Raw genomic sequence first — 26,986 nt, 5'->3', positions numbered from 1 at the left:
GGTCAGTGGAGCGCCAGCCAGTCGGATAGTCGAGTGGTGCCGAGTTCTGCTTCGTCGTCGGTGACGAGTGTGGTGTTGTCGACCGGCAGGCCCTGGTACGTCGCCGCAGGGTCATCGATGACTTCGAGTTCACGGCTCTGATGGACCAGAACGGCGCGGGCCATGTCGGCGAAGGTCATCTTCTGTGGGCCGCCGAGATTGTGGATCGCGTTGAATGGCGAACCGGTCGCGATTCTGGCAAGGATCGCCGTGACTTCCTTGGAGTCGATTGTCTGGATGAGTGCTTTGGGGGCGCGTACCTGCTCCCCGGTTATCAAGGATTCGGTGATCGGTTCGGCCAGTTCGTGGAATTGAGTGGCGCGTACGACGGTCCAGGGGATTCCTGACTTGGCGGCGGCGCTCTCTTGGGCCAACTTCCCGCGGATGTAGCCGGCGTTGGCCGCCATTGCGTCGACGCCGACGATCGACAGTACGACGTAGTGGCCGACGCCGGCCTGGGCCGCGGCGGCTGACAGGTTGGCCGAGGTCTGCTTGAAGAACTTCTCTGCAGAATCGTCGGGGGTCGCGGAGTTGATCACGTCGACCACGACGTCGGCGTCAGTCAGTGCGACATCGAGGCCCTCGCCGGTCACGAGGTCGGTGCCAGAGGCGCGGGAGGCCTCGGTTACGTCATGTCCGGCTTCGCGAAGCAGCGGGGTCAGTTGCCGTCCGATCAGGCCGGTGGCTCCGACGATGGTGATCTTCTTCGTCGATGCGATCATGGTTGTCGAGAACCTTTCGTATGGGCGAGTCGGTGAGTCGCCGGTTTTGGTTGCAAGACAGCGCGGGTGGAGTTCACCGGACGGCGAGTCCTGCGTTGACTGGCGCATAGTGACCGGTGGTGATGACACAGTCGTCGCTGGCGAAGAACTCGACCGTGCGGGCGACATCACCGGGCAGTACCAACCGGGCCGGGGTGTTGGCCGTTCCCAGGACCCAGAGTTCGTCGTCGGTCCACGCCTCGCGGCCTGCATCGACACCGGCGACGTTGCCCGGCGCGACGAGGTTGGCGGGGATCCCGTGCGGGGCAAGTTCTTGAGCGAGGTAGCGGACGAATTGATCGAGCGCGGCTTTCGCTGTGCCTTCGACGATCCGCTTGTCTTGCGGGAGGCGGGAATGCGCGACGCTCAGATAGACGAGCCGGCCGTAATCACCAGCGATCATGGCAGGAATGACTGCTTTGGTGACCAGGAACGCTGCCCGAAGTTCTTGAGCGACAGCATGTTCGAGTCGATCGATGCTCAGAGCGGCGAAGGAAGTGCGCTCGTATGGTCGTCGTCCGTCATGATCAGCACCTCAACGGGACCCCAGTGGTGGGTGATCGCGTCGGTCATCTCGGCGACATCTTCGGCGCGAGTGAGATCAGCTTGCACGACAAGGGCGTCGCCGCCGTGATCGTTGATGGCGTCGGCTACGTGATGGGCTTCGATGGCGTTGTGTTCGTGATGGACAGCGACCCGATAGCCACGTTGGCCGAACAACGCCGCGCTGGCGGCGCCGATACCGCGGCTGGCGCCTGTGATCAGAGCGATACGGCCGTTTCCGCGAACTGTGGCCGGAGTAGTAGTGGTGGGGGTGATGTTCATGAGGTTGCGCCGTCCGGGCCCTGCACGCTGCGGCCTCGCCTGCTGGGGTGTATCGGCACGCTGGGCCATCGGGGTGTCGGCGCGGCCGTCGCTTCAAGGTAGGGCAGCGGCGGCAGGGTGTCGGCGGACCCAGCGCGGGTCGCGGCGAACCCCGAGGTGAGAGGTTTGAGCTCGACGGTGGACACAGTTCAACGCTGCCATTTCGGACGCCGCTGCGCCCCCCGGAAACCCCCTGGGTTCTGGGGCCGATCCCTGGCCTCCGGCGGCGGTGTCGGCTGACTCGACGGCGTGCGAGGTGCGGTACGAGCCCGCGAAGGCGCAGGCGACCGTAGGGTTGGCGGTGTGGCGGTGTCATCTGGTTCGGCTACCCGCAGTGATGCCGTGTGATCGTGGCGTCTGGTGAGTGAGACCGTGTTGCGGGGCAGGACCACGGAGTTGGCCGCCCTGAGCAAGCTCGTGGCGTCAAGCCGTGCCGGTCACAGCGCGGTGGTCGTGCTGCGCGGGGAGGCGGGCATCGGCAAGACCGCGCTCATCGATCACCTGTCAGACGCGGTCGCATCTGAGTTCAGAGTGCTGCGCACCGCAGGCGTGGAGTCCGATATGGAACTGCCGTTTGCCGGTGTGCATCGGCTCATCGCTGTTCTGTGGGGAGAGCCAGTCGAGGAACTACCGGTCCCGCAGCGGCAGGCGCTGGCCACAGCGTTCGGGCAGGCTTCGGGCCCCGCGCCAGATCGATTTCTGGTCGGACTGGCTGTATTGGGCCTGATCGCCACGGCATCGGAAGACCGCCCGGTGTTATGTGTCGTCGATGACGCTCAGTGGCTCGATCAGGTGTCAGCGCAAACACTGAGTTTTGTCGCAAGACGTCTGTTGGCCGAACGCGTGATGATCGTCTTCGCGTGCCGTGAGAAAATCACTGAGCTGCGGGGCTTTCCAGAGCTTGTGATATCAGGGCTATCGGTGCCGGACGCGCGTGAACTGCTCGACGGTGCGGTTCTGGGGCGTATCGACCCGAGAGTGCGAGACCGTATCGTCGCCGAGACGCGCGGCAATCCGTTGGCATTGTTGGAAATACTGCGCGATCTGGGACCCGCCGATCTGGCGGGCGGATACCACAGACCGGACGCATATCCGGTGGAGGAAAGTATCGAGGCTCGTTACCTGCAGCGCATCTTGACTCTGGGGGACGATGCCCGGCTGTTGCTGACGCTGGCTGCTGCTGAACCGGTCGGTGATCCCGCGCTGCTTTCCCGCGCGGCCGAGTCCCTCGGCATCGCGGCATCGGCGTTGGCTTCCTTGCGGTCGGCGCGACTGATCAATATCGATACCCGTGTGCGGTTTGGTCATCCGCTGGTGCGCTCGGTGGCCTACGCCGACGCAGACGCCGACCAACGCCATCGGGTGCACGCGGCCCTTGCAAAGAGCATCGACCCATCCGAAGATCCCGACCGCCGCGCATGGCATCGCGCATTCGCCTCCACAGGGCCCGACGAGTCGGTGGCCGACGAACTGGAACAGGCCGCTACCCGCGCTCACCAGCGCGGCGGCATCGCCGCCGCCGCAGCATTTCTCACCCAGGCGTTCGAGTTGACAAGGGATCCGGTTCGGCGCGGGCAGCGCGCCCTGGAAGCAGCGCACGCCAAACGGCGCGCCGCAGACTTCAATGCCGCCACCGAGTTGGTGACCGCCGCGTCACTGTCACCACTCGACGATCTCGACGAGGCCCGGCGCCTGCATCTTGAGACGCAACTGGCGTTTCACCGCCGTCGCACCGACCCGTCGGGACCCCCGCTGGCCGACCACGCCGCCACGATGTCCAAGGCGGCGGCTCGACTGAGGCCACTTGATCCCGCCGAAGCCGATCAAGCATATCTGGAGGCAATATGTGGCCTGATATATGCCGGGCGCTTGGCTGATTCCACCGCCCTGGAGCAAATGGCCTCCGCCATATTGCATCTCCGCGACGATGGCCGCGGGCGCCGGCCGGTAGGACTGCTCGCCAGGGGATTGGCGCGCAGAGTGAGTCCTGACATCGCGGGCGGGATCGCCGCAATTCGCACAGCCGTCGCCTCCGTCACCGAACACGGCTGGCAATGGGAGGCCTTTCCATTGGCCCTGGAGGTTTCCCTTCACGAGACATGGGATGACGAAGCGTGGGAGCGACTCTCGGAGGTCGCTGTGCACCTCGCGACCGAGACAGCCGCGCTGCAGATCCTTCCCACAGCGTTGGTCAGCCGAGCCGGTGCACTCGTGATGGCCGGCGACCTGGCCGGCGCCCGGCTGCTGATCGCCGAAGCGGACGACATTTCCTCGGCCATCGGGCATGCGCCGCTGCGGTACCACAAGCTGACGTTGGCGTCATGGGCCGGCAACGACGGCGAGACGACCGCGATGGCAGCGGCGGCTCTTCGCGATGGTCTGCAGCGCGGTGAGGGCCGAGTGATCGCCCTCGCCGCCTACGCCAACGGTGTGCTCAACAACGGCTTGGGCCGATACGACGTCGCCATGGAGGCGTTGCAACCCGCCTGCGAATACGACGATCTGGGGATTGTCGGCTGGAACCTCAGCGAGCTGGTCGAATGCGCCGTGCGTGCGGGCCGCGACGACCTCGCCGCCGACGCGCTCAACAAACTCAAGCTTCGAATTGGTGCTGCATCTACCCCGTGGGGGCTGGGCATCGCTGCGCGCAGTGCCGCGCTACTGGCCGCTGACGACGCCGCGGAACCTCTCTATCTCGACGCGATCGGCCACTTGGGTCGCAGCCGAGTAAAGGTTCAGCTGGCACGCGCCCACCTGCTCTATGGAGAATGGCTCCGGCGGATGAACCGCCGCAACGATGCTCGCCACCACCTACGCCTCGCTCACGAAATGTTGCAAGGATTTGGGGTTAACGCCTTCGCCGATCGAGCCGCCCGTGAACTGATTCCCCTGGGGGAGAAGACCGTCAAACGCAAGCGCACTGGGACGGCGCTGACCCCGCAGGAAACGCAGGTTGCCCAGTTGGCGGCAGCCGGACTGACCAACACCGAGATCGGATCGCAGTTATTCATCAGTGCGCACACCGTCGAGTGGCACTTGAGCAACGTCTACGCCAAACTGGCCATCAAGTCCCGCCGCCAGTTGCGAGCAATGAAGCTGCGGTGATCCGAGCGGTCGATGGCGGAATGGACAGCGCTCTCTGACCAGCGATGCAGATGCACCCACCTTGAGCAGCAGGCAACCCGGAAGCGCCCTGGCCTGTGAGTAGCTCGTTGAGATAGGTGTCGCGACACTCTGGCCGGACAGTCACCGTACTGCACCTCTAGAAGCTCACCCTTGGTGACTTCGGCAGTGTCTCCGACATTAGGCACGTCCTTTCCGTGGAGCCGTCAACCCATCAGAACGTCGATTCGAGCCGCAACGTTCTCACCGGTAGGCCAGCACGTCAGCAGGAGGCGATTATGTCGCAGCGGGGAAATCACGCTTTCTCGGTATCGATGTTGATTGACCTGCCGGTGCGCGAACTGCGTTGTGAGCGGTGATGAACGAGGAAGCCACTCGGCAATGTGGTGTCAGCTACGGCAACACGCTGCAGACCGCGTCCAGGGCACTCGCCCGTGCGCTGTCCGAGGGGCTGCGTAACCGACGACCAGTGCGTCGCGCTGGGTAGCTCGGCGACAACAGGATTTCCCCGCTCGTTGCCCTTGTCGTCGTAGGTCTTGGGGTCATCCCCGTCCTCGCGCTCATCCTCGAACGAGTTACTTCGATCAAAGCGGCCGGCGTGCAGGTGAGCTTTGCGGCGGTGAGGAATGCGGTGCAATCGGCGGGGGCGGCGGCGAGAATAGAGATCTCCGGGAACCTCGGGACTCCGCCGGGGTCGCCGATCATCGATCCCTCCGGTGAGAGCACTCTTCAAGCACTGAAGGCCGGAACAGCAAGCCAGGTCGTCGTCGTCAACCTGGGCGACGGACAACAATGGTGGCAAACGCGCCTGCTGCTGCTGGCCTCAGGGATGTCTCGGCACAGTCCGGGTGGTGCGATCGTGTTCACCGCTCTGATTGGCGAGCACCCGGATCGGTTCGTCGGGTGGGCACCGTCCGCTGCCGTGCTGAAGTGTCTGCTCGCATCCAACAACTCGCTTCGCCGCGCCTACCTGTCGGCACTGAGAGATACGAACCTCGCCGGCCTGGGTACACCCGCTGATTGGGACCATCCCGAACGTGGATTGGATTGCCCGGTGGCTGTGACTCCCTGATCCGCCCCGGCGTGTCTGGAGAGTTCTTCCGTTGGGAAGGATGGGCACGTGGGATCGAAGTCATCGAGGCGGTATCCAGACGAGCTGAAGGTGCGGGCGGTGCAGATGGTGGCCGATCTGCGCAGCGAGACAGTTTCGGAGTGGGAGGCGATGGGCCGGGTTGCTGACCTGCTGGGCGTCGGTACTGCCGAAACGGTGCGCAAATGGGTCCGCCAGGCTGAGATCGACGCCGGCTCTCGGGCGGGGCAGACCAGCGAGGAATCCGAGGTCCTGCGCAAGCTGCGCCGGGAGAATGCCGAACTCAAGCGGGCCAACGCGATCTTGAAGGCGGCCTCGGTTTTCTTCGCCGCCGAGCTCGACCGGCCCTCTCAGTAGTCGTGGAGTTCATCAGCGCCCACCAGCACATGCGGGTGGGCGTTGATGGTCTCAAGTGGGGTGTCGAGTCGATGTGCGCTGTGCTTTCCGAGTACGGCGTCACGATCGCCCCGTCGACGTATTACGCCCACCGCGCCCGTCAGGGCCCCTCGAAAGCCGACTGGGCCGATGCGCAGGTGATCGATGCGATCTGGCAGCTTCGCCAATCGCAGAGTCTGTACCGAGTCCTGGGCGCTCGTAAGACATGGATTGTATTGCGCACCAATGGTATCGACGTATCGCGCTGTGTCGTGGAACGGGTCATGCGGGAGATGGGTTGGCGGGGTGCGTGCAAGCGCCGGCGGGTGCGCACCACCGTCGCCGATCCGGCAGCGACGCGAGCCCCGGATCGGGTCCGGCGTAATTTCGTCGCCGGTGCGCCTGACCGATTGTGGGTGGCCGATTTCACCTACTGCCGGACTCGTGCCGGCTGGGCCTACACGGCGTTCGTCACCGATGTCTATGCCCGCAAGATCGTGGGTTGGAAGGTGGCTACCGAGATGACCCAGAAGCTGGTGACCGATGCGATCGACCACGCTATCGACACCAGAAAGCGTTCGGGTGCAGCATCTTTGGATTCACTTATCCACCACAGCGACGCGGGCTCGCAATACACCGCGGTCGCGTTCACCGAACGTCTGGCCGCTGAGGGGATCCTGCCTTCAGTCGGATCCGTCGGGGATAGTTTCGATAATGCTCTGGCCGAATCGGTGAACAGCAGCTACAAGACCGAACTCATCGACCGCCAGCCGCTCTATCCCGGTGCCACCGAACTGGCGCTGGGGACCGCCGAATGGGTGGCCTTCTACAACCGTCAGCGACCCAACGGCTACTGCCAGGACCTGACCCCCGATCGGGCCGAAGCGCTCTACTACCACCGCCAACGGCACCCTCATGCCGAGGAGGCACTCAGATAAGAGAACCTCCCGACATGCCGGGGCGGATCACCCGGCAAGAATCTGCCGACTCCGGCCAAGTTCGATGACTTCATCTGCGAGCGGATGTTGTTCGGCCGAGTGCTTGAGCTGGAGGGTGGCGACCTCGGCTGCGGAGACGTCCCACCGCCGGCAAGGCTTGAAGGAGATCTCTCTGAGTTCGGTGATCAGAGCAACCGGTTTGGTTGTGTTTGCACACAAAGAATCGACCCAAACGCGGTGTTCCTTCCCATGGTCTGCTCAAGTGCTCCTCATCACAATTGAGCGCAGACACGGACCGCGCACACAGGGCAGCGGGTCGTAGAAGAGAGGCGAAAACGCTTGTGGGAACGATTGATGCGCTCGACACATGTGAAAGGCTGACCCGGCGACAGAAGGGGTTGGCATACATCGCCACCTCGGCGATATGCCTGGAGTTTCTCGACTATTTTCTCATCGGATTCATCGTCACTTTCGTCTCGACGTCGTGGCAGCTCACCTTCGGACAGTCCTCGGTGATCTTGCTGTCGTCCGGACTGGGCGCCGTTGTCGGTGCGGTATTCTTCGGCCGCCTGGCCGACCGCATCGGTCGAAGGCCGGTGTTTCTCACCACGATCACGGTGTTCACCGCCGCGACCGCCGCGATGGCATTCACTCCTGAAGACGCCTCTCTCGGATGGGTTTATCTTGCCGTACTCCGGGTCGTCGTCGGCTTCGGTGCCGGGGGGCTCTACGTGGTGGATCTGCCGATGGTCCAGGAGTTCATGCCCACCAGCAAGCGGGGGCGTGTAACGGGTTACGTGACCGCAGCGGTACCACTCGGTTTCCTCGTGGGCTCCTTGATGGTGTGGCTGCTTTCGGACCTGATCGGCTGGCGCGGAATCCTGCTCCTCACAGGAGCATCCGGTCTCCTGCTTCTGCTGGCGCGGTTCACCGTTCCCGAATCTCCCCGGTTCCTGCTCCGTAGACGGCGTTTCGAGGACGCCCGTAAGGCAGTCGGCTGGGCTCTGCAGGTCGACCCGGCATCACTTCCGCTCGCGAGCAGCGACGATGACAGCGAACACGCAGTCGACGACCCCGCCGGTTCCAGTGTCCGAGAACTGCTCGCATACCCGCGTAGCCTGCTGCTGTCGACCGTCACCAATCTGGGTGCCCAGACGGGCGTCTACGGCATCGCGCTATGGGCACCAACGCTTCTTGTCATGACGCTCGGGATCGACCCGGCTCAAGCGGGTCTGTACATGGTGTTCGTCACGATGGGAGCGCTGGCAGGTCGCCTCTTCCTGTCTCACCTCTCCGAGAGCAGGGGGCGTCGGTTCACCGGTGCGCTCGCTGCCTTCTCGGCGGCCGGGCTCGTCATCCTCGCCGCCGTGGCGGGCGACGCATACATCGGGGGAGTGGCCGTGTTTCTTGTCGTGATGATCGCCGTCTACTTCTTCGCCGAAGGTGGCTTCGCCGTCGTCGGCCCCTACTCAGCTGAGGTGTGGCCCAGCCGATTGCGGGCCACCGGCATGGGATTCGCCTACGGCGCAGGCGGCCTCGGAAAGGTCGTCGGCCCGCTCGGACTGGGTTTGATCGTCGGCTCGGACAACTTGGTGAAACCTGACGCGCCGACAACGGACCTCCTCCCGGCGTTCGCCTACTTCGCGGTCTGGTACCTCCTGTGCGGATGCGCCTTCCTGCTCCTGGGGTTCGAGACCCGAGGGAAAAACCTCGAAACGCTCGATGCGGAGATCGAGGCGCGCAAGCGCAACCGGTCAGGTCGCGACTCGATGTCTGCGATCCGAGGCTGACAGAACAGTTTTCCCACCTTCAACTGTGCAAAGGAGACGGACATGACCCAACTTCATACCTCTACAGCAGATCTCGGCGGCGATGCCGTGAAACTTGTGGACGAACTCTGCCTCAAGTACCGCAACTGGGGGAGGTGGGGTGAGGACGACGAGCGCGGGACACTGAACTTCATCACCCCGGCCGCGATCGCCGAGGCGGCGGCACTGGTGAGGACCGGAACGGTGGTGTCCTGCGCACTGCCGTTCAACGGCGACGGTCCGCAGGCCGGCGGGTTCGGCGGCAGGACGAATCCTATCCACTCCATGCTCCAGGACGGCGGAGATATCGCCCTCGGTGCCCAGGACCACCTCGACATTCTTCGTTACTGCGATGACGCGGTATCGATGCCATTGCAGTGCGGTACTCAGTGGGACGCCCTGGCGCACATCTTCTATCGGGGTCAGATGTACAACGGGCACGGGCTGGAGTCGGTGACCAGCAGCGGCGCGACAGCCAACAGCATCGACAAGGTGGCCGACGGTATCGCAGGCCGCGGTGTCCTCCTCGACGTGGCACGCCACCATGACGTTCCGTGGCTCGAGGCCGGCCATGCGATCAACAGCGCGGACCTGACTGCCTGTGCAGATCAGCAGGGTGTGTCGATATGTAGTGGTGACATAGTGCTCATCCGCACAGGTCAGTTGGCCCAGGTACGTGCCGAGGGGACCTGGGGGGCCTACGACTCAGGTCCCGCACCGGGCCTCGGCGTCGACAGCGCCCATTGGTTCGTCGAGCACGAGATCGCCGCTCTTGCCACCGACACCTGGGGTGCGGAAGTTCAGCCCAATGACACCCCTGGGGTGTTCCAGCCGTTGCACCTGATTCTTCTTGCCAACGCGGGCATGACGATTGGCGAGATATTCGACCTCGAACGGCTGGCCGATGTGTGCAGGCAGCAGGAGCGTTACGAGTTCTTCTTCGTTGCCCCGCCGCTGCCGATCACCGCAGCGGTGGGCTCTCCGGTCAATCCCCTTGCCATCTTCTGATCGAAGGTTGGCCGACGACGGAGGCGGGCCTCGGTAGCCGCATCGTTGAGCGCCACCTGTTCTACAAACCGTTCGAGATAACCACGAAGGGACCCTGATGACGTTCCAAGCCGACCGGGTCGAGCTGACGATTCTGGTCGAGAATTGGGTGGACATGCTGCTACCCGATCACGGTGACCATTGTGTGCGTACAGGTCTGGTCGATCACTTCGATCCGAAGCGCATCCCCCCGCAGGCGGAGAACGGGATCAGCATCCTCGTCGAGGCGCACCACGACCGGCACACCACAACGGTGCTGTTCGATGTGGGGCTGACCGGTTCCGTGCTCCTGCACAACTTGAGTGCTCTGGGTGTGGATGCCTCGGCAATCGATGCCGTCGTGATAAGCCACGGGCATCCAGATCATTACGGGGGAATACTCCCGCTGCTCGACGCCTTCGACCGGACGCTGCCGGTCGCCACGAGCGAAGACGCCTTCCGGCCCCGGTTCGCGGTGATGGGCGACGGCCGGGTGTCGCCCTATTACAACCAGTCGTTCACCGTCGATGCGCTTGAGCGCCGCGATGGCAGACCAATTCTCAGCTCCGGAGCGCTCGACCTGGGGTGCGGCGTATACACCACGGGCTTCATCCCGCGGGAGGTTTCCTTCGAAGGGCCGAAGGCGCCGAGCGAGGACCATGCCCCTGGCCTGTACCAGGTGGGAGCTGACGGCAGTTACGGTCTCGATGAGGTCAACGACGAGCAGGGTCTGATCATCGACGTCAAGGGCAAGGGGCTGGTGATCCTGACCGGCTGTGCACACGCAGGTGTCCTGAACACCATCGATCAAGCACGACGAATTTGCGGGCATCGTCCGGTTCTCGCGGTTCTGGGCGGGTTCCATCTCGGTTTCCCGACCACACCTGCCGACAATGTCGGGCTGACGCTCACCGGCCTGCTGGAACGTGATGTGCGGGCGATCATGCCGATGCATTGCAGCGGACTCGCCACCCACGCCCGATTCTCGGTGGAAGCACCGGACCGGTACCTGCAGCCCTCCGTCGGCACGAAGTTGAGGTTCTGATGATCGAGAAACAGACGCTACCGCTCGACGGAATCCGAGTCGTCGCAATCGAACAGGCAGTCGCGGCCCCGCTGTGCTCTCGTCACCTGGCTGACCTCGGCGCAGACGTCATCAAGATCGAGCGTCCCGGAGGAGGTGACTTTGCTCGCGACTACGACACCTATGCGAAAGGTATGTCGTCACACTTCGTGTGGCTCAACCGCGGGAAGCGCAGCGTCGCGTTGGACCTCAAGGACGACGCCGGACGTGAAGTCCTCCTGCGACTCCTCGACACCGCAGATGTCTTCCTGACGAACCTCGCACCCGGGGCGGTTGACCGTATCGTCGACGATTCGACACTCGCGGAACGTAATCCGCGTCTCGTGTGGTGCGCCATCAGCGGATACGGGCCGGACGGCCCCTACGAGAAACGCAAGGCGTTCGATCTGCTGGTCCAAGGCGAGGCCGGGGTGACGCTCAACACCGGTGAGCCCGGATGCCCCGCTAAGCCGGGCGTTTCGCTGGCTGATCTCGGCGGCGGGATATACGCGGTCACCGCGATCCTCAGTGCGTTGCGCCAACGCGACGCGACGGGACGGGGTGACCGTGTCCACGTGGCGATGTTCGATGTCCTGGTCGAGTGGATGAGCCCTCTTCTGATCGCGTACCTGGAGGCCGGAGTCGAGATTCCGCCCGCGGGGACGCGACACGCAACGATCACCCCGTACGGACCGTTCACCACACAAGACGGGAAGGTCATCAACATCGCGGTACAAAACGATCGCCAGTGGTTGGCTTTGTGTGGGTGCGTCGGCGCCTCGGCATTGAGCGACGATCCTGATCTGCGACACAACGCGGGCCGCCTGGCGCGGCGGAACGACGTGGAAAAGGCCGTTGCATCAGCGGTGGCCGGCATCTCCGAGAAAGCCTTGGTCGAGAGGCTGGACGCAGCGGGTGTGCCGTGGGGCCGGATGAACGGCGTCGCGGACGTCGTTGCGCATCCGCAGCTGCAGGCAGGGAATCGCTGGACGACAGCGACGCTGCCGTCCGGGGCGACCGTGCCCGTGGTGGCGGCGCCGTTTCGTTTCGCAAGTCGCCCCACCGCTGCCGATGACAGCGCAAGCGTTCCGGCGGTCGGGGCCCACACCGACGAGTTGCTCGAAGAGTTGGGAATCCGATGACGAATGAATACCTGGTGCGGATCGATGTCGAACGGCCTGCGACCGTGCCTGACGCAGAGTGGGACGCGGTCATGGCCCGAGAAGCCGAACGTGCCCGCGGATACCGTCGTGCGGGTGTCATCGTACGTATTTGGAGGATCCCCGGGACCAGGTCCAACGTCGGAATATGGTCAGCTGCTTCAGCTTCGGAGCTACATGACAAATTGTCGGCCTTGCCGGCCCACCCGTACATGAAAATCGACGTTCAGCCGCTCGCGCAGCACTATGTGGAGCTCTGATCTTGTAGTGTCGTAAGGACTGATGTGCCCACAGAGGATGGTTGATGTCGGTTCGGTCTGATCCGCTCCGGGCCTGGATGTCTGCGGTCACGGCGATCTCGCGGACAGTCAACGCGGCGGAGCCGCTGGAGACCGTCCTCGACGATATTGCCCAGATGGGATGCGATCTGGTCGGGTTCGACTACTGCGGGGTGATGCTCGACGACGTCACGCATGAGGTGATGCAGATCGCGGGGTCGTCAGGTCTGCGGAAACGCTATCTCGATCTGGTGCGAAGCGAGGGATGGCTGGAGATTCATCCAGCGGACTTCTCGGCTGACCTGCCCGCGACGAAAGCGTACCGGGAGCTGACCACGATCGTTGTTCCCGACGTGTACGCGGAGAACAGCGAGAGGTTACACAGATTCGCTGCGGCACAGGGCTACCGCAGCGTCCTCACTGCGCCGCTGCGGGTCGGAAAGGACAACGTCGGGATCCTCGCCGGGTACTTCCGCGACCCGCACGACTACGAGCCCGAGGAGATAGAACTCGCCAAGTTGCTCGCCGAGCAGTCGGCGAACGCGATCCGCACCGCCCAGTTGCGGGCCGCGCAGCAGGCGACCATCAACGACTTGTCCGCGGTCAACGATGAACTCAGACGGCGGCGCGCCTCGCTCGACTGGGCCGATCAGCAGCATCGGCGGCTCATGCGATTGGTGCTGAACGACATAGGGATGGACGGCCTGGTCGCGGCGCTTGCGGACATGCTGCAGGCGTCGGCGACCGTCCTCGATTCGGCAGAGCGGGTGCTCGCCGAGGCATCAGCCGGTGAGTACATCGACCCGCCGAAGTTGGACAGGAAAACCCGATCGAAGTGGGAAGACACCGGCCGCTACGAAGCTCTGCTGATCGACAGACAGGCGGCTGAGACCTGGTTGATCCCGATCGTGTTGAGCGGCGAGGTGGCGGGCTGGCTCTGGGTGATCACGGAACCGAGCGAGCCCGATGCCGGAAGACAACGTCTGATCGAGCACTTCGCGCTGGTGGTCGGCCTGGAGATACTCAAACAACGTCACATCGTCGAAGTTCAGGAGCGCCTTTGTGGTGACCTCATGGTCGACCTGCTGCGCACTTCGGACGTCCCACCGTCAACGATGTTGATCCAGCGGGCTGAAGCTCTGGGGCATGACCTCACCACACCGCATTGGTTGGCGGTCTTTGCCGGGGAGTTCGGACCGAAACTCGATCAGGTGGCCCTGACTGTCCGGGAGGCGGCCCCTCGCCAGGAGACACTTGTCGGGGTCTACGCGAGTTCCGTTGTCATGCTGATTCCCTGCGATCGCGATCCTCTGCGGATCGTGCAGCGGACGCTCACGCGCATCACCGAATCCTCGGGGGGAGGCCGGCTGGCAGTGGCGCTGTCACCACCTGTGGAGCGGCTCGCGGATTACCCGGTCAACTATCAGACCGGTGTCCGAACCACCCAACTTCGCCTGGCAGCCGGTGCTGGTGGGCTGGTCGACTTGCGCAGGGTGCCTCTGACTTCGCTGCTACTGCTCAACAGCACCGTGCCCGACCAATTACGGAGATTCGCCGAGAACCTCATCGAGCCGCTCGAGTCACATGACGAACAACGAGAGACCGACCTCGTTGCCACGCTGCGTACCTGGCTGGTCGAGGGATTCTCTGCGGCGGCGACCGGAAATCGGTTGACAGTCCACGTGAACACGGTCGGGTACCGCCTCGCGAAAATTCAGTCATTACTCGGGCTGGACTTGCGCAAGGCCGACGTACGTCTTGAGCTTCAACTTGCCGTGATCGTATGGGACATCATGCGCGGTGAACAGGCGTGACCTTGTCAGCTTTCGCTGTGCTGTAACGACGCCAGAGGATGGCAGGCAACCGGGACCAGCGACGTTCAGATCGTGCTCACCCGCGCTGCCAGGCGCGGGAAGAGCCGTTGCGCCGCACCCCAAGACGCTTCATCCAGCTCACCCTGTGACGACACCTCTTCGAGGTGACTGTCGAAGTAAGCGCTGACGTGTGGCGGGGCGAAAGGCCAGTCACTGCCGTACACCACATGCCCAGGGGCCGCAAACGCGCGCAGCGCGGGCCAACTCGTCGGGCTGGACGCGAGGGCGGTGTCCATGTAGAACCACTGCAGATCAGCGATCAGGTCGGTGGGCGTCAGATTCGCGTCCACCTGTTCAGGAGCGAGAGCCGCGAACCGGTGAGCTGCGTAGGGCAGGAACCCCCCGCCGTGCGACAAGATCACCCGCATCCGCGGATACCGGCGGGGCACCCCGCGTAAGGCCATGTCGAGTGCGCTGCGCGTGGTGTCGAAGATGAAGTCGGCCAGAGGGAATGGTGTACCGGCCAAAGCAGGCAGCGGTGGTTGGTTGGGGTGGATGTGCACCACCGCGCTGCGCTCGTTGAGCTCAGCCCACAAGGGTTCGAAGGACGGATCGCCGAGATAGCGGCCGCGCACGTTGGATTGCAGCACCACGCCGTCGGCTGACAGTTCGTCGAAGGCCCGAACCGCCTCGGTGATGGCCCCGTCCACGTCGGGCAGCGGGAGCGAGGCGAAGAAGCCAAAACGGTCGGGACGGTCCTTCACCACCTCCGCCGTCTGGTCGTTGACCGCGATGGCCAGGGATTGCGCATCGGTTGTGGTGAACCCATCGAGCACAACACCGGGCGCCGTGACCGACAGAATGCCCGTGTCGATTTCGGCGTCGTCCATGAAGGTCAGCGCCGCCGAGGCGCTCCAGTGTGGTGGTTGGGGCCAAGGGGTGCCCGCACCGATCATCGCCTCCATCGCGCTGTGCCAAGCTGGAGGCACGATGTGCTGGTGAACGTCTATGCGTCCCAATGTCTTTCCTTCCCTCGTAAGTTCACTCGTGTACGGGATCGCTCGACGTTGTCTCTGGTTGGCCGGTGTCGGTAACCGCCGGCTCGGCATCGTGACTCGTCATCAGCGGAAGGTGACGTTCCATTCGCCGCAGGGATCGTCTGCCGTGACGCAGGTGTGCACGCATCACTCCCTCCGCCCAGTCCTCGTCGCCGATCGCGATGGCCTCGACCAGTTCGCGGTGGTGCGCGAACGCCTGCTCCAACTCCAGCCGTGTATGATGGTGAAAAGCCTCACTGACGAACGGCGGGGCGAGCACCATCGGCATCACAGACAGCAGCTTTCTGTTGTCGGCGGCCTCGTGAATTCCCCGATGAAAATCGATGCAGAGATGCCCGAGTTGTTGCAACTCCGGTTCCTGTGCTGCGGGCAGTATCTCGTCCATCGAAGCGCACAGCTTCTGCAAACTTTCGAGTTGCGCGCCGCCACGGCGTTGGGCGGCTCGCCGAGCGCCGTATGTTTCCAGCGCCACACGGATGTCGAACAGATCATCGAGATCAGCACTTGTCCAACCGACGACGAGTGCGCCACGATGACGGACCAATTGCACCAGACCTTCAGATTGAAGGCGTTGCAGCGCTTCTCGCAGCGGGGTTCTACTCACGCCTGCCTCTGCGGTCACTTCATCTTCCCGGATCCACTGGCCAGGCAGGTAGCGGCCGGAGGCGATGGCGTCATACACGATTCGGTAGGCAATCTCGCGCGCCGGAACAGCGGACTGCGGGTCGGGCGTGGGTGACACTTGATCTCCTTGTCAGGGGTGCCGATGGTGAGGGAACTCGCTCACGTCTGCTGTCGAGAACCTGACCGACCGGGTGCGATCACTTCTGATACAGACCGCGTGGTGCGGAGATATCTTATTGTGCCGCAGTCATGCTGATGTGCCGCGATTCCGTTCCCTCAATCTGCGTGAGCCAACGCGAGGTCGAACTGGACGAGGCGGAACGGAGCTCGCACACCGTAGTCTGCTGCCTGATGCTCATCTTCGATTTCGACGAAGTCGCGGATCAAGCTGCTCTTCACCGCGAACACGACGTCAGAGTCGATGTAGGGACTCTTGCTCATGAACACGTGTGTGGTGACCGCCTCGTAGCCGTCGGCTTCGGCGATGAAGTGAAGGTGCGCCGGTCGATACGGGGCCCTGCCTGCCTGGACCACCAGACCACCGGCCGGTCCATCGGTCGGAATCGGGTAGTGCCGCGGTGTGACGGTACGAAACCAGTAGGAGCCGTCCTCGTCGGTGGTGAAGATACCGCGACCGTTCCCGGCGGGCTGTTTGTCCGGCTGCTCCACGTCATAAAACCCCTCCTCGTTGGCGTGCCAGACGTCCAGCTTCGCCCCGGGTATCGGGTTGCCGCTGACGTCGGTGACATGCCCTTTGACGACACAGGGCATGCCCGAGCCGACGACGTCGATATTCTCTCCCAGGCGTCGCGTCGGACTTGTCGTCATGTGAAAGGGTCCTAGAACAGTGGTGGCGGTCACTGGTAACCCGTCCCCTTCCGGCAGCCGGCCTCCCGCATCGTTGAGGGTCTCCACCAGCATCGATACGCCCAGAATATCGGAGAGCAGAATAAACTCCTGTCTGGTCTCCGAGCAGGCTTGGCCTGTGCGAGTGAGAAAATCGATTGCCAGTTCCCACTCCGCGTTCGTCGGACGGACTTCCCGGACAAAGTCGTGCAGATGCCTTACGGCACTCTGCATGACCTCCTTGAGCCGTGGGTCAGGGGTGTTGTCGAAGCTCGCCGCGACGACGGCTGCTGACTCGTCCGGGGTGATGTCCATGCGTATGTCTCCTCGAGTCCGGCGCTGGGCTGCATAAGGGAGGCCACTCAAAGCGATACTGCCTGATCGTATACGAAGAGTGACCCGAGTCTCAATGGATGTTCGAGTTATCTGGGATTTTCGTCTGTATGCGAACCTTGACGTTGAGTGTTCGTATACATGTTGGTGGGTTTGCAGAGGGGGGTTTCAACTCGGCAAAGCGCGTCGCGCTAGACGAATCTGACGATGTCGCTGGGATCGTGTCGCGGAAGACGGTCGTACCACGCCGCCGGGCCTGGGTGGCCGATGTTGACGGTCAACAGAGAACGCCATGTGGTGCCTGTCAGGAACTCCGCGTCGACGCCTGCGCGGTCGAACCCCGCCATCGGGCCGGCAGCCAGACCGACGGCGCGGACCGCCATGATGAAGTAGCCGATCTGGAGCGTTGCATTGAATTCGCCGATGTGGTCGCGGTCGCTGCGTCCGGCCAGCAAGTCACGCATCTCGGGCTTGAACGGAAGCAGCTTCGGTATCGATTCGAAGAAGGCCGTATCGGTGGCCAGCACGGCGGTGACAGGGGCAGCGGCGACCTTGGGCCGATTGCCTTCGTCTATACACGGAAGCAACCGCGCCTTGGCTTCTGGTGACCGAATGAAAACGATGCGAAGAGGATTGCCGTTGGCCGAGGTCGGCGGCCATTGTGCAAGGTCCCAAACTTCTTCGAGTAGTGCGTCGGCGACAGGTTCGGCCGAGAACGTGTTGGCCGTGCGTGCCCGTCGGAACAGCAGGTCTCGTCCATCGTCGCCCAAGGCCGAGAGGCGTTGTGCGATGTCGGAATCCGCCTGCGCGGCATGATCTTTGGTTTTCGAGTGGGTCATGGTCGAGTGTCCGATCATTGATACTGGCAGAGGGGCTTGCCGATGCGTCGACGCGTGTCGTGAGGGCTGTTCAGTGCGGTAGCAGAACGGGCTTCACCACCCGTCCGCTCTTGGCGGCGTCGATTGCCGCGGCGATGTCCTCCAGCGGAAATGTGGTGACGATCTCGTGCACGGGGAGAGCTCCGTCCTCGATCATCTTGACCAGTCGCGGGATCGATTCATGCGGTCGGGACGCGCCCTCGACGACCCCGACGATGTGCTTGCTCTTGTTGACCAGGTCGACGACGTCGATCCCGACTGTGACACCGGCTGCGCTGGTGCCCACTACCGCGATCGTCCCGCCGGGCGCCAGCGCCTCGACGCCGGCGATGAGAGCGACTGGTGCGCCACTGCTTTCGAAGACGTGGGGTGCACCGCCAGGCATGATCGCCGTGATGGCTCTCGTGACGTCGGCGCGTGCAGGATCGACGACGTGTGTTGCACCGAGCTTGCGTGCGAGATCGAGTCGTTCAGGCTTGGTGTCGACCGCGACCACTTCGTGACCGGTCGCTGCGGCAGCCATGACGGCGGAGAGTCCTACCGCACCCGCGCCGAATACCACCACGGGCGCGGCGGGGGGCGGGGCGAGAACGTCGAGCACGGTGCCCACGCCGGTCTGGATGGCGCAACCGACTGGCGCGAGCAGTTCTGGCGGCAGTTGTGTGGAGACGGCGACCGCGTTTCGTTCGGTGGCCAACGCATATGTCGCGAAGGATGATTGGCCGAAGAAACTCCCGTTGACGGCGTTGGTGTCGAGGTGCAGTCGTGCGGTGCCATCGGGACGTGCTCCGGCCGTGAAATTTCGGTTCACGAACTCACGGCATTGGGTCGGAATGCCTGACCGGCACCGGTCGCAACCGCCACAGGAGTCGAAGGTGAGGATGACACGGTCTCCGCACTTCAAGTGTTGGACGTCCGAGCCGACCTCTTCGACGATGCCGGTGCCCTCGTGGCCGGCGACCATCGGCGCCGGCACCGGCAGTGCGCCGGTCTGAGCTTGAGTATCGGCGTGGCAGATGCCGACGGCGTCCACGCGGACCAGGATTTCGTCGGCTCTCGGACCGGTCAGGGCGAGGTCTGTGATCACGAATGGCTCGCCCGTCGCTCTGACCAGAGCGGCGGAGATCGTGCGAGTATCCGTCGGAGTTGGAAAGATTTGTGAATGACTCATCGCAGCCGTCCGTTCAGGAGATCGGAAGATCTCGTTGGCCGCTCTGAACCGCGATGGCCACCAGGTCGGTGAAGTCCTGCAGTGCCCATGGGCCAGAGCGCCCCCATCCGCTGTCGCGTACGCCTCCGATCGGTGCCTGGATCTCATCGTCGATTGTGGGCAGATTCACCCGCACCACTCCGGAACGGAGGGATTCGGCGAGTTTGGTCGCTCGATGGGTGTCACCGGAGAGAATTGCCGAAGACAGACCGTAGAGGGGTCGATTCGCGATCTCGATGGCTTCCTCGGCGGTGTCGACCGGATGCACGACGACCACTGGACCGAACGTCTCCTCAGATGAGACGACGGCGTCATCGGGCACATCGACCAAGACGGTGGGGGCGTACACCGGGCCGTCGTAGGTGCCGCCCGTCAACAATCTGGCCCCTTTGGCCACGGCATCGTTGACGCGCGCATGGACCAGTTCGACCGCCGCAGGTGTGATCAGCGGTCCGATGAATGTGTCTGCGTGCAATGGGTCCCCGGAAGTCAGCGACTCTGCCTTGGCCACCAACCGCGCAACGAACTCGTCGTAGATATCCCGGTGGACGAGAATTTTTCGCGCGTTGAGGCAAATCTGGCCTTGATGGAAGAAGGCGCTGAAGGCAGCCACGCGTACGGCGTAGTCGAGATCGACGTCTTCGAGAATGATCAACGGGTTGTAACCACCGAGTTCCATCACAGAGCGCTTGAGCGTCGCGCCGGCCCGCTCTGCCAGCATTCTGCCGGTGGGTACGCTTCCGATGAAGTTGATGCATCTTACGAGAGGATTGTCGAAGAACTCGTCGGCGATGGGGCCGGCCTCGCCGGGCCCATGGGTCACGACGTTGACCACACCTGCAGGAAAACCTGCCTCCTCCATGATCTCTGCGAGTTGTAACCCGGCTGAGACGGGCGCAAGCTCCGACGGTTTGACGACGACGGTATTGCCTGCGGCGATGGGCGACAACGCTGCCCGCCACGACAAGATCGTCGCTCCGTTCCACGGCGTGAAACTCGCAACAACCCCCAGCGGACGTCGTACGACGGTCTGCGAGGTGTCGGCGAAGTCAGATCGCAGTACCTCACCGGCCGGCAGGTACACCCAGCCCGCGGCCTGCTCGATGAGTTCGATTGTCAGTGTGATCTGGAAGTCGGCGTTGACCTTGGTCGTGCCGGTTTCGCGAGCAAGCGTCACAGCCAAATCGTCCCGGCGCCGGGCCACGACTGCCGCTGCGGCGCGAAACAGCCGCGCCTTTTCTCTTGGGGTCGTCTGCGACCATGCTGGATACGCGTCAGCAGCAGCCTGGACGGCAGCTGCGGCTTCCTGCCGGCCGCAGCGGGCGACTCGCGCATAGACCTCACCGCTCCAAGGGTCGGCGTCGTCGAACCAATCCTCATCCGCGGGGCGCCACGTCCCGCCTGCATACCAACGGTATTCGACCGGTGAATCCGACCGGCGGGCGTCTGGGGTTTCGACTGTGTGCAACGCGCTCATGACCAACTTCCTAACGACGATGTGACTGTGCAGAATCTCGAATCTCGGGTATTTGCCATATTCTCGCCAGTCGAGGACTCGCGGGAGGCTGCTGAACGAAAATCGTATACGAACAGATATCGCCCTTGTCAAGGGTCTTCGTGCGATCGAATCCTCGCTGCTTCTTGTTCGGGTCGTTATTTCGTTGCCATCTCGGGTTGAAGCCCGCTCTTGTGCGCATGGTTGACAGGGCCAGCGACTCACACCTACATTCGCAGCACGTCAAATCGTATTCAACTGTCTCTGCGCAATGACCGGCCAAGAACAGCGTTAGATTTGCTGCCGGGCTTGAGTGTGCTGAGCTGTACGACGTGAGGAGTCGTGTGACACCGCCGCCCCAAATCCCCGAGTCGTTGCGTCACCGAACGGCGTTCCGTGGCCTCGGAATCAGCACTCCGCGGGAGGTGATCGAGTGAAAAAGTCTCTGCCACAGAGGAATGAGCGACCCGATCTAGCGGCCGTGAGCCGGCGGGAGCTGAACGAGGACACGCTCCGAAACGCCGTCGATGTGGCCATGCACTGGTTCCAGGCACACGACGCGGTCGACTCCGGACGGTTGAGCACCCTGCTGCATCCCGATGTTGTCATCCGGTCTTTGTTCTCCGATCGGCCTGTGCAAGGTCGCAGCGCAGCCATAACCCATTTCCAGCGCACCATGGCCGAGTACCCGGACCTGAAGCTGCGCATCGTCGCCGGACCTGTCGCGGCACAGGGAGCGTCAGCGCTACGTGTCATGGCGGACATAGTTTTCGAAGGTCACCGTCGCTCGCCGGCGAACGAGAGGGACCGGGCGCTTTCCGTGCCGGGCGTTGTCGTTCTCGGGGTGAACTCCGCAGCCGTAACTGAGGTCCGCACCTACTTCGACAAGAATGAGTGGCTGACGCAGATCGGGCTTCCAGGGGAGGCGACACCGGTATGACCTCCGTCGACGCGAACTCGGACGCGGCCGTAACCCATTCATATGACCCCATTTTGGTGAGCTACCTGTCTCGAGCCGCAGCCCGATGGCCCGATCGCACATGGTGCATCACCCCACGCGAGGAGATCAGCCGGGCTGACGCCCTCCGAGACGGCTCGCGAATCGCGGCCGGTTTGATCGCGAAGGGGGTCCGCAAAGGGGACCGTGTGGTCCTGGTGGCGGGCAACGGATTGGACTTCGTGCGGGCGTGGTTGGGCCTGATACTCTGCGGCGCCGTCACGGTATCGATCAACCCCAAAGCTGTCGCGTCCGAACTTCCGGCAGTGATCGACGAGGTCCGGCCGGCATTGGTCCTCGTAGAAGCCGGTCTGGAGGTCGGCCACGTCGAACACACGCCACCGGGAGGACAGCCGGTGCCGGTGATGTTCATCGACGAGGCACATGCCGCGAGCGATGAGGCCGTGGTCAGCCTGGACAGACCGCCGGCCGGGCCCGATGATCCGGTGAGTTTCATACAGAGCTCGGGAAGTACCGGTAAACCGAAGTTCGTCATCGAAACGAACCGGATGTACACGATGGCCGGTGAGGGTTTTGCTCATTGGCTCGGACTCGACGACGAAGACGTGCTTCTCACCACACTGCCGCTGTCCCATCTCAATGCGCAGGCGTATTCGGTCCTGGGGTCCTGGGGCTGCGGTGCAAAGCTGGTCCTGCTTCCCCGATTCTCGGCATCGAGCTTCTGGTCGGATGTTGCCAAATACGGCGCGACGGTGTTCAACGCGATCGGTGCGATGCTCGAAGCTTTGATGGCACAGCCGCCTTCAGTGTCTCAAGAACGTGCTCGGGTGCGCTTGTGTTACTCGGCGCCCGCTCCCGCGCCCGCGCGCCACCGAGAGATCGAGAATCGATTCGGGTTCCGCCTGGTCGTCGGCTACGCGTTGTCGGAAACCCCTTACGGACTCATCGTTCCGGTCGATGAGCCCACGGTGTACGGATCGATGGGAGTTCCTCGACAGCACCCCACTCTGGGCGCCGTCAACGAGGTGCGCGTGGTGGATGCCGACGGTCACGAGGTCGCTGACGGTACGACCGGCGAGCTTGAGCTGCGCAATCCGGCCATCACGCCGGGCTATTTCGGCAAGACGACTGAATCTGCGGCGATGCGCCCAGGCGGCTGGTTACGCACCGGCGACCTCGCAGTACGCCGACCCGACGGGCATTTCTTCTTCGGGGGGCGTGCCAAAGAGGTCATCAGATACAAGGGCGAGAATCTGTCCCCGGCCGAGGTCGAGAATGCGATCGGGTCCCATCCCGCGGTCCGCGCCGTCGCTGTGATCGGCGTCCCTTCGGCGCTTTCGGAAGAGGACGTGAAGGCGTTCGTTCAGTTGAGACCGGGTGAGACCGCGTCGCCGACAGAACTCGCGCAGTGGTCGGCAACGAAGCTGCCTCCTTACAAGCGGCCTCGCTACATAGAACTCGTGACGGAGTTTCCGCTGACCGACACCCAGAAGATTGCCAAGGCGCGACTTCCCCGCGACAGGTCCACGTCCGAGGTGGATTTCGCGCCGCGTCGAGACCCCAGACAGGACGACCGTGACACCTGACTCGTACGACTCGATATACGCAGCCAAGCCTTTTGTCTCGTCGATGGGGTCTTCGACCCACGACCACATCGATGTGCAGGGATATGACCTGGCGGGTGAACTCATGGGGAAGGTCGATTTCGGCTCGATGTTCTTTGTCCTTCTCGCCGGTAGATTGCCGTCTGATGCCGAGGCGGCACTCTTCAACGCGGTGCTTGTCGCGCTGGCCGACCACGGAATGACTCCCAGCGTCCTCGCGGCGCGCCTGACCTACACCGGAGCACCAGAGGCGGTCCAGGGGGCTGTCGCCGCAGGAGTTCTCGGGGCAGGCTCGACCTTCCTTGGAGTGTTCGAAGATTCAGCTCGATTCCTGGTGGGCTTGAACGCACCCACCGATGCCGACGACTCCGAGCTCGACGCCACCGCCCGAACAGCGGCCGAACGCTACCGCCGACATGACTGGAGGATCCCGGGTTTTGGTCATCCGGTGCACAAATCCGGCGACCCACGAACGAAGGCCCTGTATCGCATCGCCCACGAACACAACACGGTGGGGGTGCACTTCAGGCTGGCACTCCATGTAGAGAAGTACGCCCAGTCGCGCTCCGGAGTTCCGTTGCCGCTCAACGCCGGGGGTGCATGCGGTGCCATCCTGACGGATCTCGGCATCCCGATGACCTCCCTGCGGGGGGTGGCTGCGGTATCCAGAGCGGCGGGGATCGTGGGACACCTCGTCGAGGAAGCACGCAATCCGATCGGCACTGCGTTGTGGCATCTGGCGGAGGAGCGAGTGCAGTACGTGGGGCGCTCCTCGCGCAAACGATGAGTTCGCGCAACGCGTTGCGAGGTTGTGGGCTGTCGGCGTAGTGGTCTGACGAGGTCACCCTTCCCCGGGTGATCAGCGGAACGCGTCGAGCCGCTCGCCCGCCCACTGCCGGAATGTGCGTCCGGGCCGTCCGGTGATGCGCTCGACGGACCGCCGCGCCTCACGGTGGTGCCGCGGCTGCTGTGACCAGTAGTCGAGAATGGCGTCGATCAAAGGCAGCGGAGCGTGTCGCGAAAGGTGTTGCACAGCTTGTTCTCTGCTGGGCTCATGCCACAGCAGTTCTCGTTCGAGCAAGCTTGCCAGGGTGTCGCGTTGCTGATGAAAGCTGAGCACCTCGGGACCGCCGAGGGGGAGGACGAGCCCCTCCAGGTCGTCGTCGATGAGCGCGCGCTCGGCTGCATCGGCGATGTCCTCGGGATGGATGACATCGAGGTAGGCGTTCCAGAAGGGCTGCTCGACCGGAACTCCGGCTCGGATGAAGGATGCCCAGTCGAGAGTCATGGTGGCAAATGTTCCCGGTCGCAGCACCGTGGTGCTGAAAGACGCTTCGCCGAGGGCTGTTTCGACATCGGCATGATGTCGTGCCAGCGCATTGTGTTCCGCGTCGTCCATTTCGACCGAGTCCGAGGAGAGCAGGACGACCCGCCGGACACCTGCACGTTCTGCGCAGTCAACGAAGTCCTTGATGGCGGCAGGCTCCGCGTAGAGGAAGATGCGGTCGATGTCGGTCAAAGCTTCGTCGAAGGTCTCCGGCGCTGTGAGATCGAGCTCGACGACCTCGGCGCCTAATCCCGCTGCCTTGCGGGGATCGCGACTACCTGCCCGTACGGCGTGGCCGGCTGACGCCAATCGTCGAACAAGGCTCGCGCCGATTCCGCCGGTTGCTCCGGTGATAAGTGTGGTCACCGGTGAAACCCTACGAGCAGATGTGCAACGAAACAAGACTTGAGTCCGGATTCCTGGCACAACGCCAGGTGGGAGCACTATTCGGATATGTCCCGTTGAGCGCCCGAGAGCACGAGGTCAAGCAGCGCGCGCAGTTCGGCGCCGAGATCGGACGTCGGCGGCTCCTCCTGGATCCACTGCGACATCGCGGAGACATAGCCCGCCGCCAGCAGCCGTCCGACCTGTTCCGGTTGCACGCTTGGTTTAAGTGCCGCTTCGCTTTCCACGATGAGAGCGGCGAAGTCCAGCCCGATCGGATGGTCGACCAGCATCGTCGTGTGCAGGAGGGCAGGCGGGACCAGCGCGCACATCTCCTCGCGAGCAGCGGAATTCGAGGCGGCTAGGGTGTCGAGGTAGGCGCCGAGCACGTCTCGAAGTGGCCGACCCGCCACGCCGTCGACTCGTGCCGATCTCCGGGCCTCGTCCCGTCGTCGCCGCATCCACTCCTCCAGGATCAGCGTCTTGCGGGGGAAGTGCGTGAAGACGGTGCTGCGCGACAGTCCAGACCGTTCGGCGATATCGTCCATCGAGGTGGTCTCGAATCCGCGGTCGACGAACAGCGCAATCGCCGCTTCATAGACGCGGTCGTGCCGCTCTGCGCGTTTGAGCGCCCGCCGGGTCGGTCCCTCGCGAGCAACCCGCCTGCGGGTTCGCCCGGTAACTTCGTCGGAGCACTCTGGTTCCATCGCCACAGTGAAACACGTCGCAGTCGCCGATCTGCGAACCCGAGCAGTCAGTGCGGTTCACGTCCGTGCTTCTGTGCACTGCCGTTGCGATTGTCGGCGTCGGTGATCTGCGTGAGTTTGCGAGGAATGATGGGCCGATGCGTCGGGTTGTTCAAAGGCGTGAAAGCTGTTGGTGTATATGAATTCGGTGGTCCGGACGCACTTGAGGTGATCGACTTGCCTGAGCCGCAGGCGGGCCCGGGGGAGGTGCGTATCCGGGTGTATGCCGCGGCGGTGAGTCCGACCGATGTCTTGTTGCGGACCGGTGGTCATGCTGTGCGTATGGCGGGCCGGCGTCCGCCGTTTGTGCCCGGGATGGACGCTGCGGGTGTCATCGATCAGATCGGGCCGGGCTGTGATGGTCGCCTTCATGTGGGGCAGCGGGTGATCGCGATGGTGATGTTCGTCGGTGAACATGGTGGGGCGTATGCCGAGCAGGTTGTGGTGCCCGCGGCCTCGGTGGTGCCCGCGCCGGCGAACGCTGATTTCGCTGCGGCGTCGACTCTGCTGATGAATGCGATGACCGCGCGTCTGGCGCTGGATACGCTGGGGCTGCGTGCGGGGGAGACGGTGGCGGTGACTGGTGCGGCGGGTGCGGTCGGTGGCTTTGCGGTCGAGTTGGCGAAGGCTGATGGGTTGCGGGTGATTGCCGATGCGGTCGAGCGTGATGTGGAGCTGGTCCGCGGTTTCGGCGCTGATCACGTTGTCGAGCGTGGTGCCGAGGTCGCGGCGCGGATCCGTGGGTTGGTTCCGGGTGGGGTGCCGGGCCTGGTTGATGGCTCTGATCAGCAGGGTGAGGTGCTCGGTGCGGTCGCTGATGGTGGCATGCTGGTCGAGTTGCGCGGGTGGGAGGGGCCGGGGGAGCGTGGTGTCCGGGTGGTTCCGGTGATGGTGCCTGATCGCATCACCGATACCGAGGGGCTCACGACGTTGAGCCGTCAGGCTGAGATGGGCGTGCTGACACTTCGCGTGGCCGACGTACTGCCCGCCGAGCAGGCCCCGAAGGCACACCGCATGCTCGAGGCCGGCGGTCTGCGCGGGCGCATCGTCCTCGACTTCTCGTGAACCGGCGGGCTGAATTTTCCTGCGCCGGGCGCTTGGCATATCCAATCTGTCGGTCATTGTTCGCGGTAAACCATTGTGTACCAGGGAAATTAGGCGACCTTTGGTAACGTGGCGGGGGA

Annotated in this window: 24 protein-coding genes; 13 read left to right on the top strand and 11 right to left on the bottom strand. The window is 63.6% G+C overall.

The annotated features are described in order from the left end of the window. Window positions 1–2 precede the first annotated feature (2 nt). The 3 genes from AT701_RS20240 to AT701_RS35950 all read right to left on the bottom strand — a co-directional run bounded on the left by AT701_RS20240 (window position 3) and on the right by AT701_RS35950 (window position 1,625). Entirely contained in the window at window positions 3–761 is a 759-nt protein-coding gene (locus AT701_RS20240) for an SDR family oxidoreductase (RefSeq protein WP_003895480.1), read from the bottom strand. A 73-nt stretch (window positions 762–834) separates the two neighbouring features. Continuing rightward, window positions 835–1,278 carry an SDR family NAD(P)-dependent oxidoreductase gene (locus tag AT701_RS35955; protein WP_268875518.1) on the bottom strand — a complete coding sequence of 148 codons (444 nt, stop codon included), beginning with the start codon at window positions 1,276–1,278 and terminating at the stop codon, window positions 835–837. A 2-nt stretch (window positions 1,279–1,280) separates the two neighbouring features. Beyond that, window positions 1,281–1,625: an SDR family NAD(P)-dependent oxidoreductase gene (locus AT701_RS35950; RefSeq protein WP_268875502.1), complete on the bottom strand. Its 345-nt coding sequence runs from the start codon at window positions 1,623–1,625 to the stop codon at window positions 1,281–1,283. Window positions 1,626–2,024: 399 nt separating this feature from the next. On the opposite strand from AT701_RS35950, the gene AT701_RS20230 reads away from it, so the two are divergent. The 9 genes from AT701_RS20230 (at window position 2,025) to AT701_RS20185 (ending at window position 14,339) form a co-directional block, all read left to right on the top strand. Next, window positions 2,025–4,769 carry a helix-turn-helix transcriptional regulator gene (locus tag AT701_RS20230; RefSeq protein ID WP_014877916.1) on the top strand — a complete coding sequence of 915 codons (2,745 nt, stop codon included), beginning with the start codon at window positions 2,025–2,027 and terminating at the stop codon, window positions 4,767–4,769. Window positions 4,770–5,385: 616 nt separating this feature from the next. Continuing rightward, the gene (locus tag AT701_RS20225) at window positions 5,386–5,859 is read left to right on the top strand and encodes a hypothetical protein (protein WP_058126472.1); all 474 of its coding nucleotides are present in this window, start codon (window positions 5,386–5,388) and stop codon (window positions 5,857–5,859) included. Between the two features lie 105 nt (window positions 5,860–5,964). Continuing rightward, window positions 5,965–7,190, top strand: a protein-coding gene (locus tag AT701_RS20215; RefSeq protein WP_085976171.1) for an IS3 family transposase whose coding sequence is annotated in 2 segments (ribosomal slippage) — window positions 5,965–6,196 and window positions 6,196–7,190 — 1,227 coding nt in all. Because the reading frame shifts where the segments join, the coding sequence is not laid out codon by codon here. Window positions 7,191–7,468: 278 nt separating this feature from the next. Next, entirely contained in the window at window positions 7,469–8,980 is a 1,512-nt protein-coding gene (locus tag AT701_RS20210; protein ID WP_223495682.1) for an MFS transporter, read from the top strand. A 42-nt stretch (window positions 8,981–9,022) separates the two neighbouring features. After that, complete coding sequence (locus AT701_RS20205) at window positions 9,023–10,006, top strand: cyclase family protein (RefSeq protein WP_011729508.1); 984 nt, start codon at window positions 9,023–9,025, stop codon at window positions 10,004–10,006. A gap of 97 nt (window positions 10,007–10,103) precedes the next feature. After that, window positions 10,104–11,069, top strand: coding sequence for an MBL fold metallo-hydrolase (locus tag AT701_RS20200; RefSeq protein WP_058126471.1), 966 nt, complete (start codon window positions 10,104–10,106; stop codon window positions 11,067–11,069). Next, window positions 11,069–12,229, top strand: a complete 1,161-nt coding sequence (locus AT701_RS20195; RefSeq protein ID WP_011729506.1) for a CaiB/BaiF CoA transferase family protein — start codon at window positions 11,069–11,071, stop codon at window positions 12,227–12,229. The genes AT701_RS20200 and AT701_RS20195 overlap by 1 nt, the downstream gene beginning before the upstream one ends. Beyond that, entirely contained in the window at window positions 12,226–12,507 is a 282-nt protein-coding gene (locus AT701_RS20190) for a muconolactone Delta-isomerase (RefSeq protein WP_011729505.1), read from the top strand. Before AT701_RS20195 ends, AT701_RS20190 begins: the two co-directional genes overlap by 4 nt. Window positions 12,508–12,551: 44 nt before the next feature. Then, a complete protein-coding gene (locus AT701_RS20185) occupies window positions 12,552–14,339 on the top strand; it encodes a helix-turn-helix domain-containing protein (protein WP_011729504.1) in 1,788 nt (595 codons plus the stop codon). A 65-nt stretch (window positions 14,340–14,404) separates the two neighbouring features. On the opposite strand, the gene AT701_RS20180 is transcribed toward AT701_RS20185, so the two are convergent. The 6 genes from AT701_RS20180 to AT701_RS20155 all read right to left on the bottom strand — a co-directional run bounded on the left by AT701_RS20180 (window position 14,405) and on the right by AT701_RS20155 (window position 20,765). Next, the gene (locus tag AT701_RS20180) at window positions 14,405–15,358 is read right to left on the bottom strand and encodes an amidohydrolase family protein (RefSeq protein ID WP_011729503.1); all 954 of its coding nucleotides are present in this window, start codon (window positions 15,356–15,358) and stop codon (window positions 14,405–14,407) included. A gap of 22 nt (window positions 15,359–15,380) precedes the next feature. Then, entirely contained in the window at window positions 15,381–16,139 is a 759-nt protein-coding gene (locus AT701_RS20175; RefSeq protein ID WP_011729502.1) for a GntR family transcriptional regulator, read from the bottom strand. A 158-nt stretch (window positions 16,140–16,297) separates the two neighbouring features. After that, on the bottom strand, window positions 16,298–17,182 hold the full coding sequence (locus AT701_RS20170) for a hydroxyquinol 1,2-dioxygenase (RefSeq protein ID WP_011729501.1): 885 nt from the start codon (window positions 17,180–17,182) through the stop codon (window positions 16,298–16,300). 209 nt (window positions 17,183–17,391) lie between these two features. Then, window positions 17,392–18,039 (bottom strand): malonic semialdehyde reductase, encoded by a 648-nt coding sequence (locus tag AT701_RS20165; RefSeq protein ID WP_014877910.1) that lies wholly within the window; start codon window positions 18,037–18,039, stop codon window positions 17,392–17,394. Between the two features lie 70 nt (window positions 18,040–18,109). Further along, complete coding sequence (locus tag AT701_RS20160) at window positions 18,110–19,165, bottom strand: NAD(P)-dependent alcohol dehydrogenase (RefSeq protein WP_223495680.1); 1,056 nt, start codon at window positions 19,163–19,165, stop codon at window positions 18,110–18,112. Between the two features lie 97 nt (window positions 19,166–19,262). Beyond that, entirely contained in the window at window positions 19,263–20,765 is a 1,503-nt protein-coding gene (locus AT701_RS20155; protein ID WP_014877909.1) for an aldehyde dehydrogenase family protein, read from the bottom strand. A 451-nt stretch (window positions 20,766–21,216) separates the two neighbouring features. Between AT701_RS20155 and AT701_RS20150 the strand changes: the two genes are divergently transcribed. From AT701_RS20150 to AT701_RS20140, 3 genes are read left to right on the top strand one after another with little or no spacing between them, the layout of a single operon-like run. Beyond that, window positions 21,217–21,723 carry an ester cyclase gene (locus AT701_RS20150; protein ID WP_014877908.1) on the top strand — a complete coding sequence of 169 codons (507 nt, stop codon included), beginning with the start codon at window positions 21,217–21,219 and terminating at the stop codon, window positions 21,721–21,723. Beyond that, window positions 21,720–23,327 (top strand): ATP-dependent acyl-CoA ligase, encoded by a 1,608-nt coding sequence (locus AT701_RS20145; RefSeq protein ID WP_162139548.1) that lies wholly within the window; start codon window positions 21,720–21,722, stop codon window positions 23,325–23,327. Before AT701_RS20150 ends, AT701_RS20145 begins: the two co-directional genes overlap by 4 nt. A gap of 43 nt (window positions 23,328–23,370) precedes the next feature. Beyond that, the gene (locus AT701_RS20140; RefSeq protein WP_228096928.1) at window positions 23,371–24,132 is read left to right on the top strand and encodes a citryl-CoA lyase; all 762 of its coding nucleotides are present in this window, start codon (window positions 23,371–23,373) and stop codon (window positions 24,130–24,132) included. A gap of 72 nt (window positions 24,133–24,204) precedes the next feature. Here the strand turns inward: AT701_RS20140 and AT701_RS20135 are convergent, their stop codons facing one another. Both AT701_RS20135 and AT701_RS20130 read right to left on the bottom strand, forming a co-directional pair. Further along, window positions 24,205–25,038 (bottom strand): SDR family oxidoreductase, encoded by an 834-nt coding sequence (locus AT701_RS20135; RefSeq protein WP_003895492.1) that lies wholly within the window; start codon window positions 25,036–25,038, stop codon window positions 24,205–24,207. A gap of 77 nt (window positions 25,039–25,115) precedes the next feature. Next, window positions 25,116–25,763: a TetR/AcrR family transcriptional regulator gene (locus AT701_RS20130; protein ID WP_223495993.1), complete on the bottom strand. Its 648-nt coding sequence runs from the start codon at window positions 25,761–25,763 to the stop codon at window positions 25,116–25,118. A 159-nt stretch (window positions 25,764–25,922) separates the two neighbouring features. Here AT701_RS20130 and AT701_RS20125 point away from each other — a divergent pair, with 159 nt between their 5' ends. Next, window positions 25,923–26,867, top strand: coding sequence for an NADP-dependent oxidoreductase (locus AT701_RS20125; RefSeq protein ID WP_058126470.1), 945 nt, complete (start codon window positions 25,923–25,925; stop codon window positions 26,865–26,867). The last annotated feature ends 119 nt before the right edge of the window (window positions 26,868–26,986 follow it).

The sequence above is a fragment of the Mycolicibacterium smegmatis genome (genome assembly GCF_001457595.1).
Classification (GTDB): domain Bacteria; phylum Actinomycetota; class Actinomycetes; order Mycobacteriales; family Mycobacteriaceae; genus Mycobacterium; species Mycobacterium smegmatis.
Note: the sequence above shows the minus strand (reverse complement) of the source record. Positions and strands in the feature narration are given on the sequence as shown.

Bases quoted from the DNA above. Each gene is read 5' to 3' on its own strand.
- AT701_RS20205 (WP_011729508.1), top strand. From the start codon at position 9,023: ATGACCCAACTTCATACCTCTACAGCAGATCTCGGCGGCGATGCCGTG.
- AT701_RS20155 (WP_014877909.1), bottom strand. From the start codon at position 20,765: ATGAGCGCGTTGCACACAGTCGAAACCCCAGACGCCCGCCGGTCGGAT.
- AT701_RS35950 (WP_268875502.1), bottom strand. From the start codon at position 1,625: ATGAACATCACCCCCACCACTACTACTCCGGCCACAGTTCGCGGAAAC.
- AT701_RS20145 (WP_162139548.1), top strand. From the start codon at position 21,720: ATGACCTCCGTCGACGCGAACTCGGACGCGGCCGTAACCCATTCATAT.
- AT701_RS20200 (WP_058126471.1), top strand. From the start codon at position 10,104: ATGACGTTCCAAGCCGACCGGGTCGAGCTGACGATTCTGGTCGAGAAT.
- AT701_RS20240 (WP_003895480.1), bottom strand. From the start codon at position 761: ATGATCGCATCGACGAAGAAGATCACCATCGTCGGAGCCACCGGCCTG.
- AT701_RS20130 (WP_223495993.1), bottom strand. From the start codon at position 25,763: ATGGAACCAGAGTGCTCCGACGAAGTTACCGGGCGAACCCGCAGGCGG.
- AT701_RS20140 (WP_228096928.1), top strand. From the start codon at position 23,371: ATGGGGTCTTCGACCCACGACCACATCGATGTGCAGGGATATGACCTG.
- AT701_RS20185 (WP_011729504.1), top strand. From the start codon at position 12,552: ATGTCGGTTCGGTCTGATCCGCTCCGGGCCTGGATGTCTGCGGTCACG.
- AT701_RS20170 (WP_011729501.1), bottom strand. From the start codon at position 17,182: ATGGACATCACCCCGGACGAGTCAGCAGCCGTCGTCGCGGCGAGCTTC.
- AT701_RS20190 (WP_011729505.1), top strand. From the start codon at position 12,226: ATGACGAATGAATACCTGGTGCGGATCGATGTCGAACGGCCTGCGACC.
- AT701_RS20165 (WP_014877910.1), bottom strand. From the start codon at position 18,039: ATGACCCACTCGAAAACCAAAGATCATGCCGCGCAGGCGGATTCCGAC.
- AT701_RS20195 (WP_011729506.1), top strand. From the start codon at position 11,069: ATGATCGAGAAACAGACGCTACCGCTCGACGGAATCCGAGTCGTCGCA.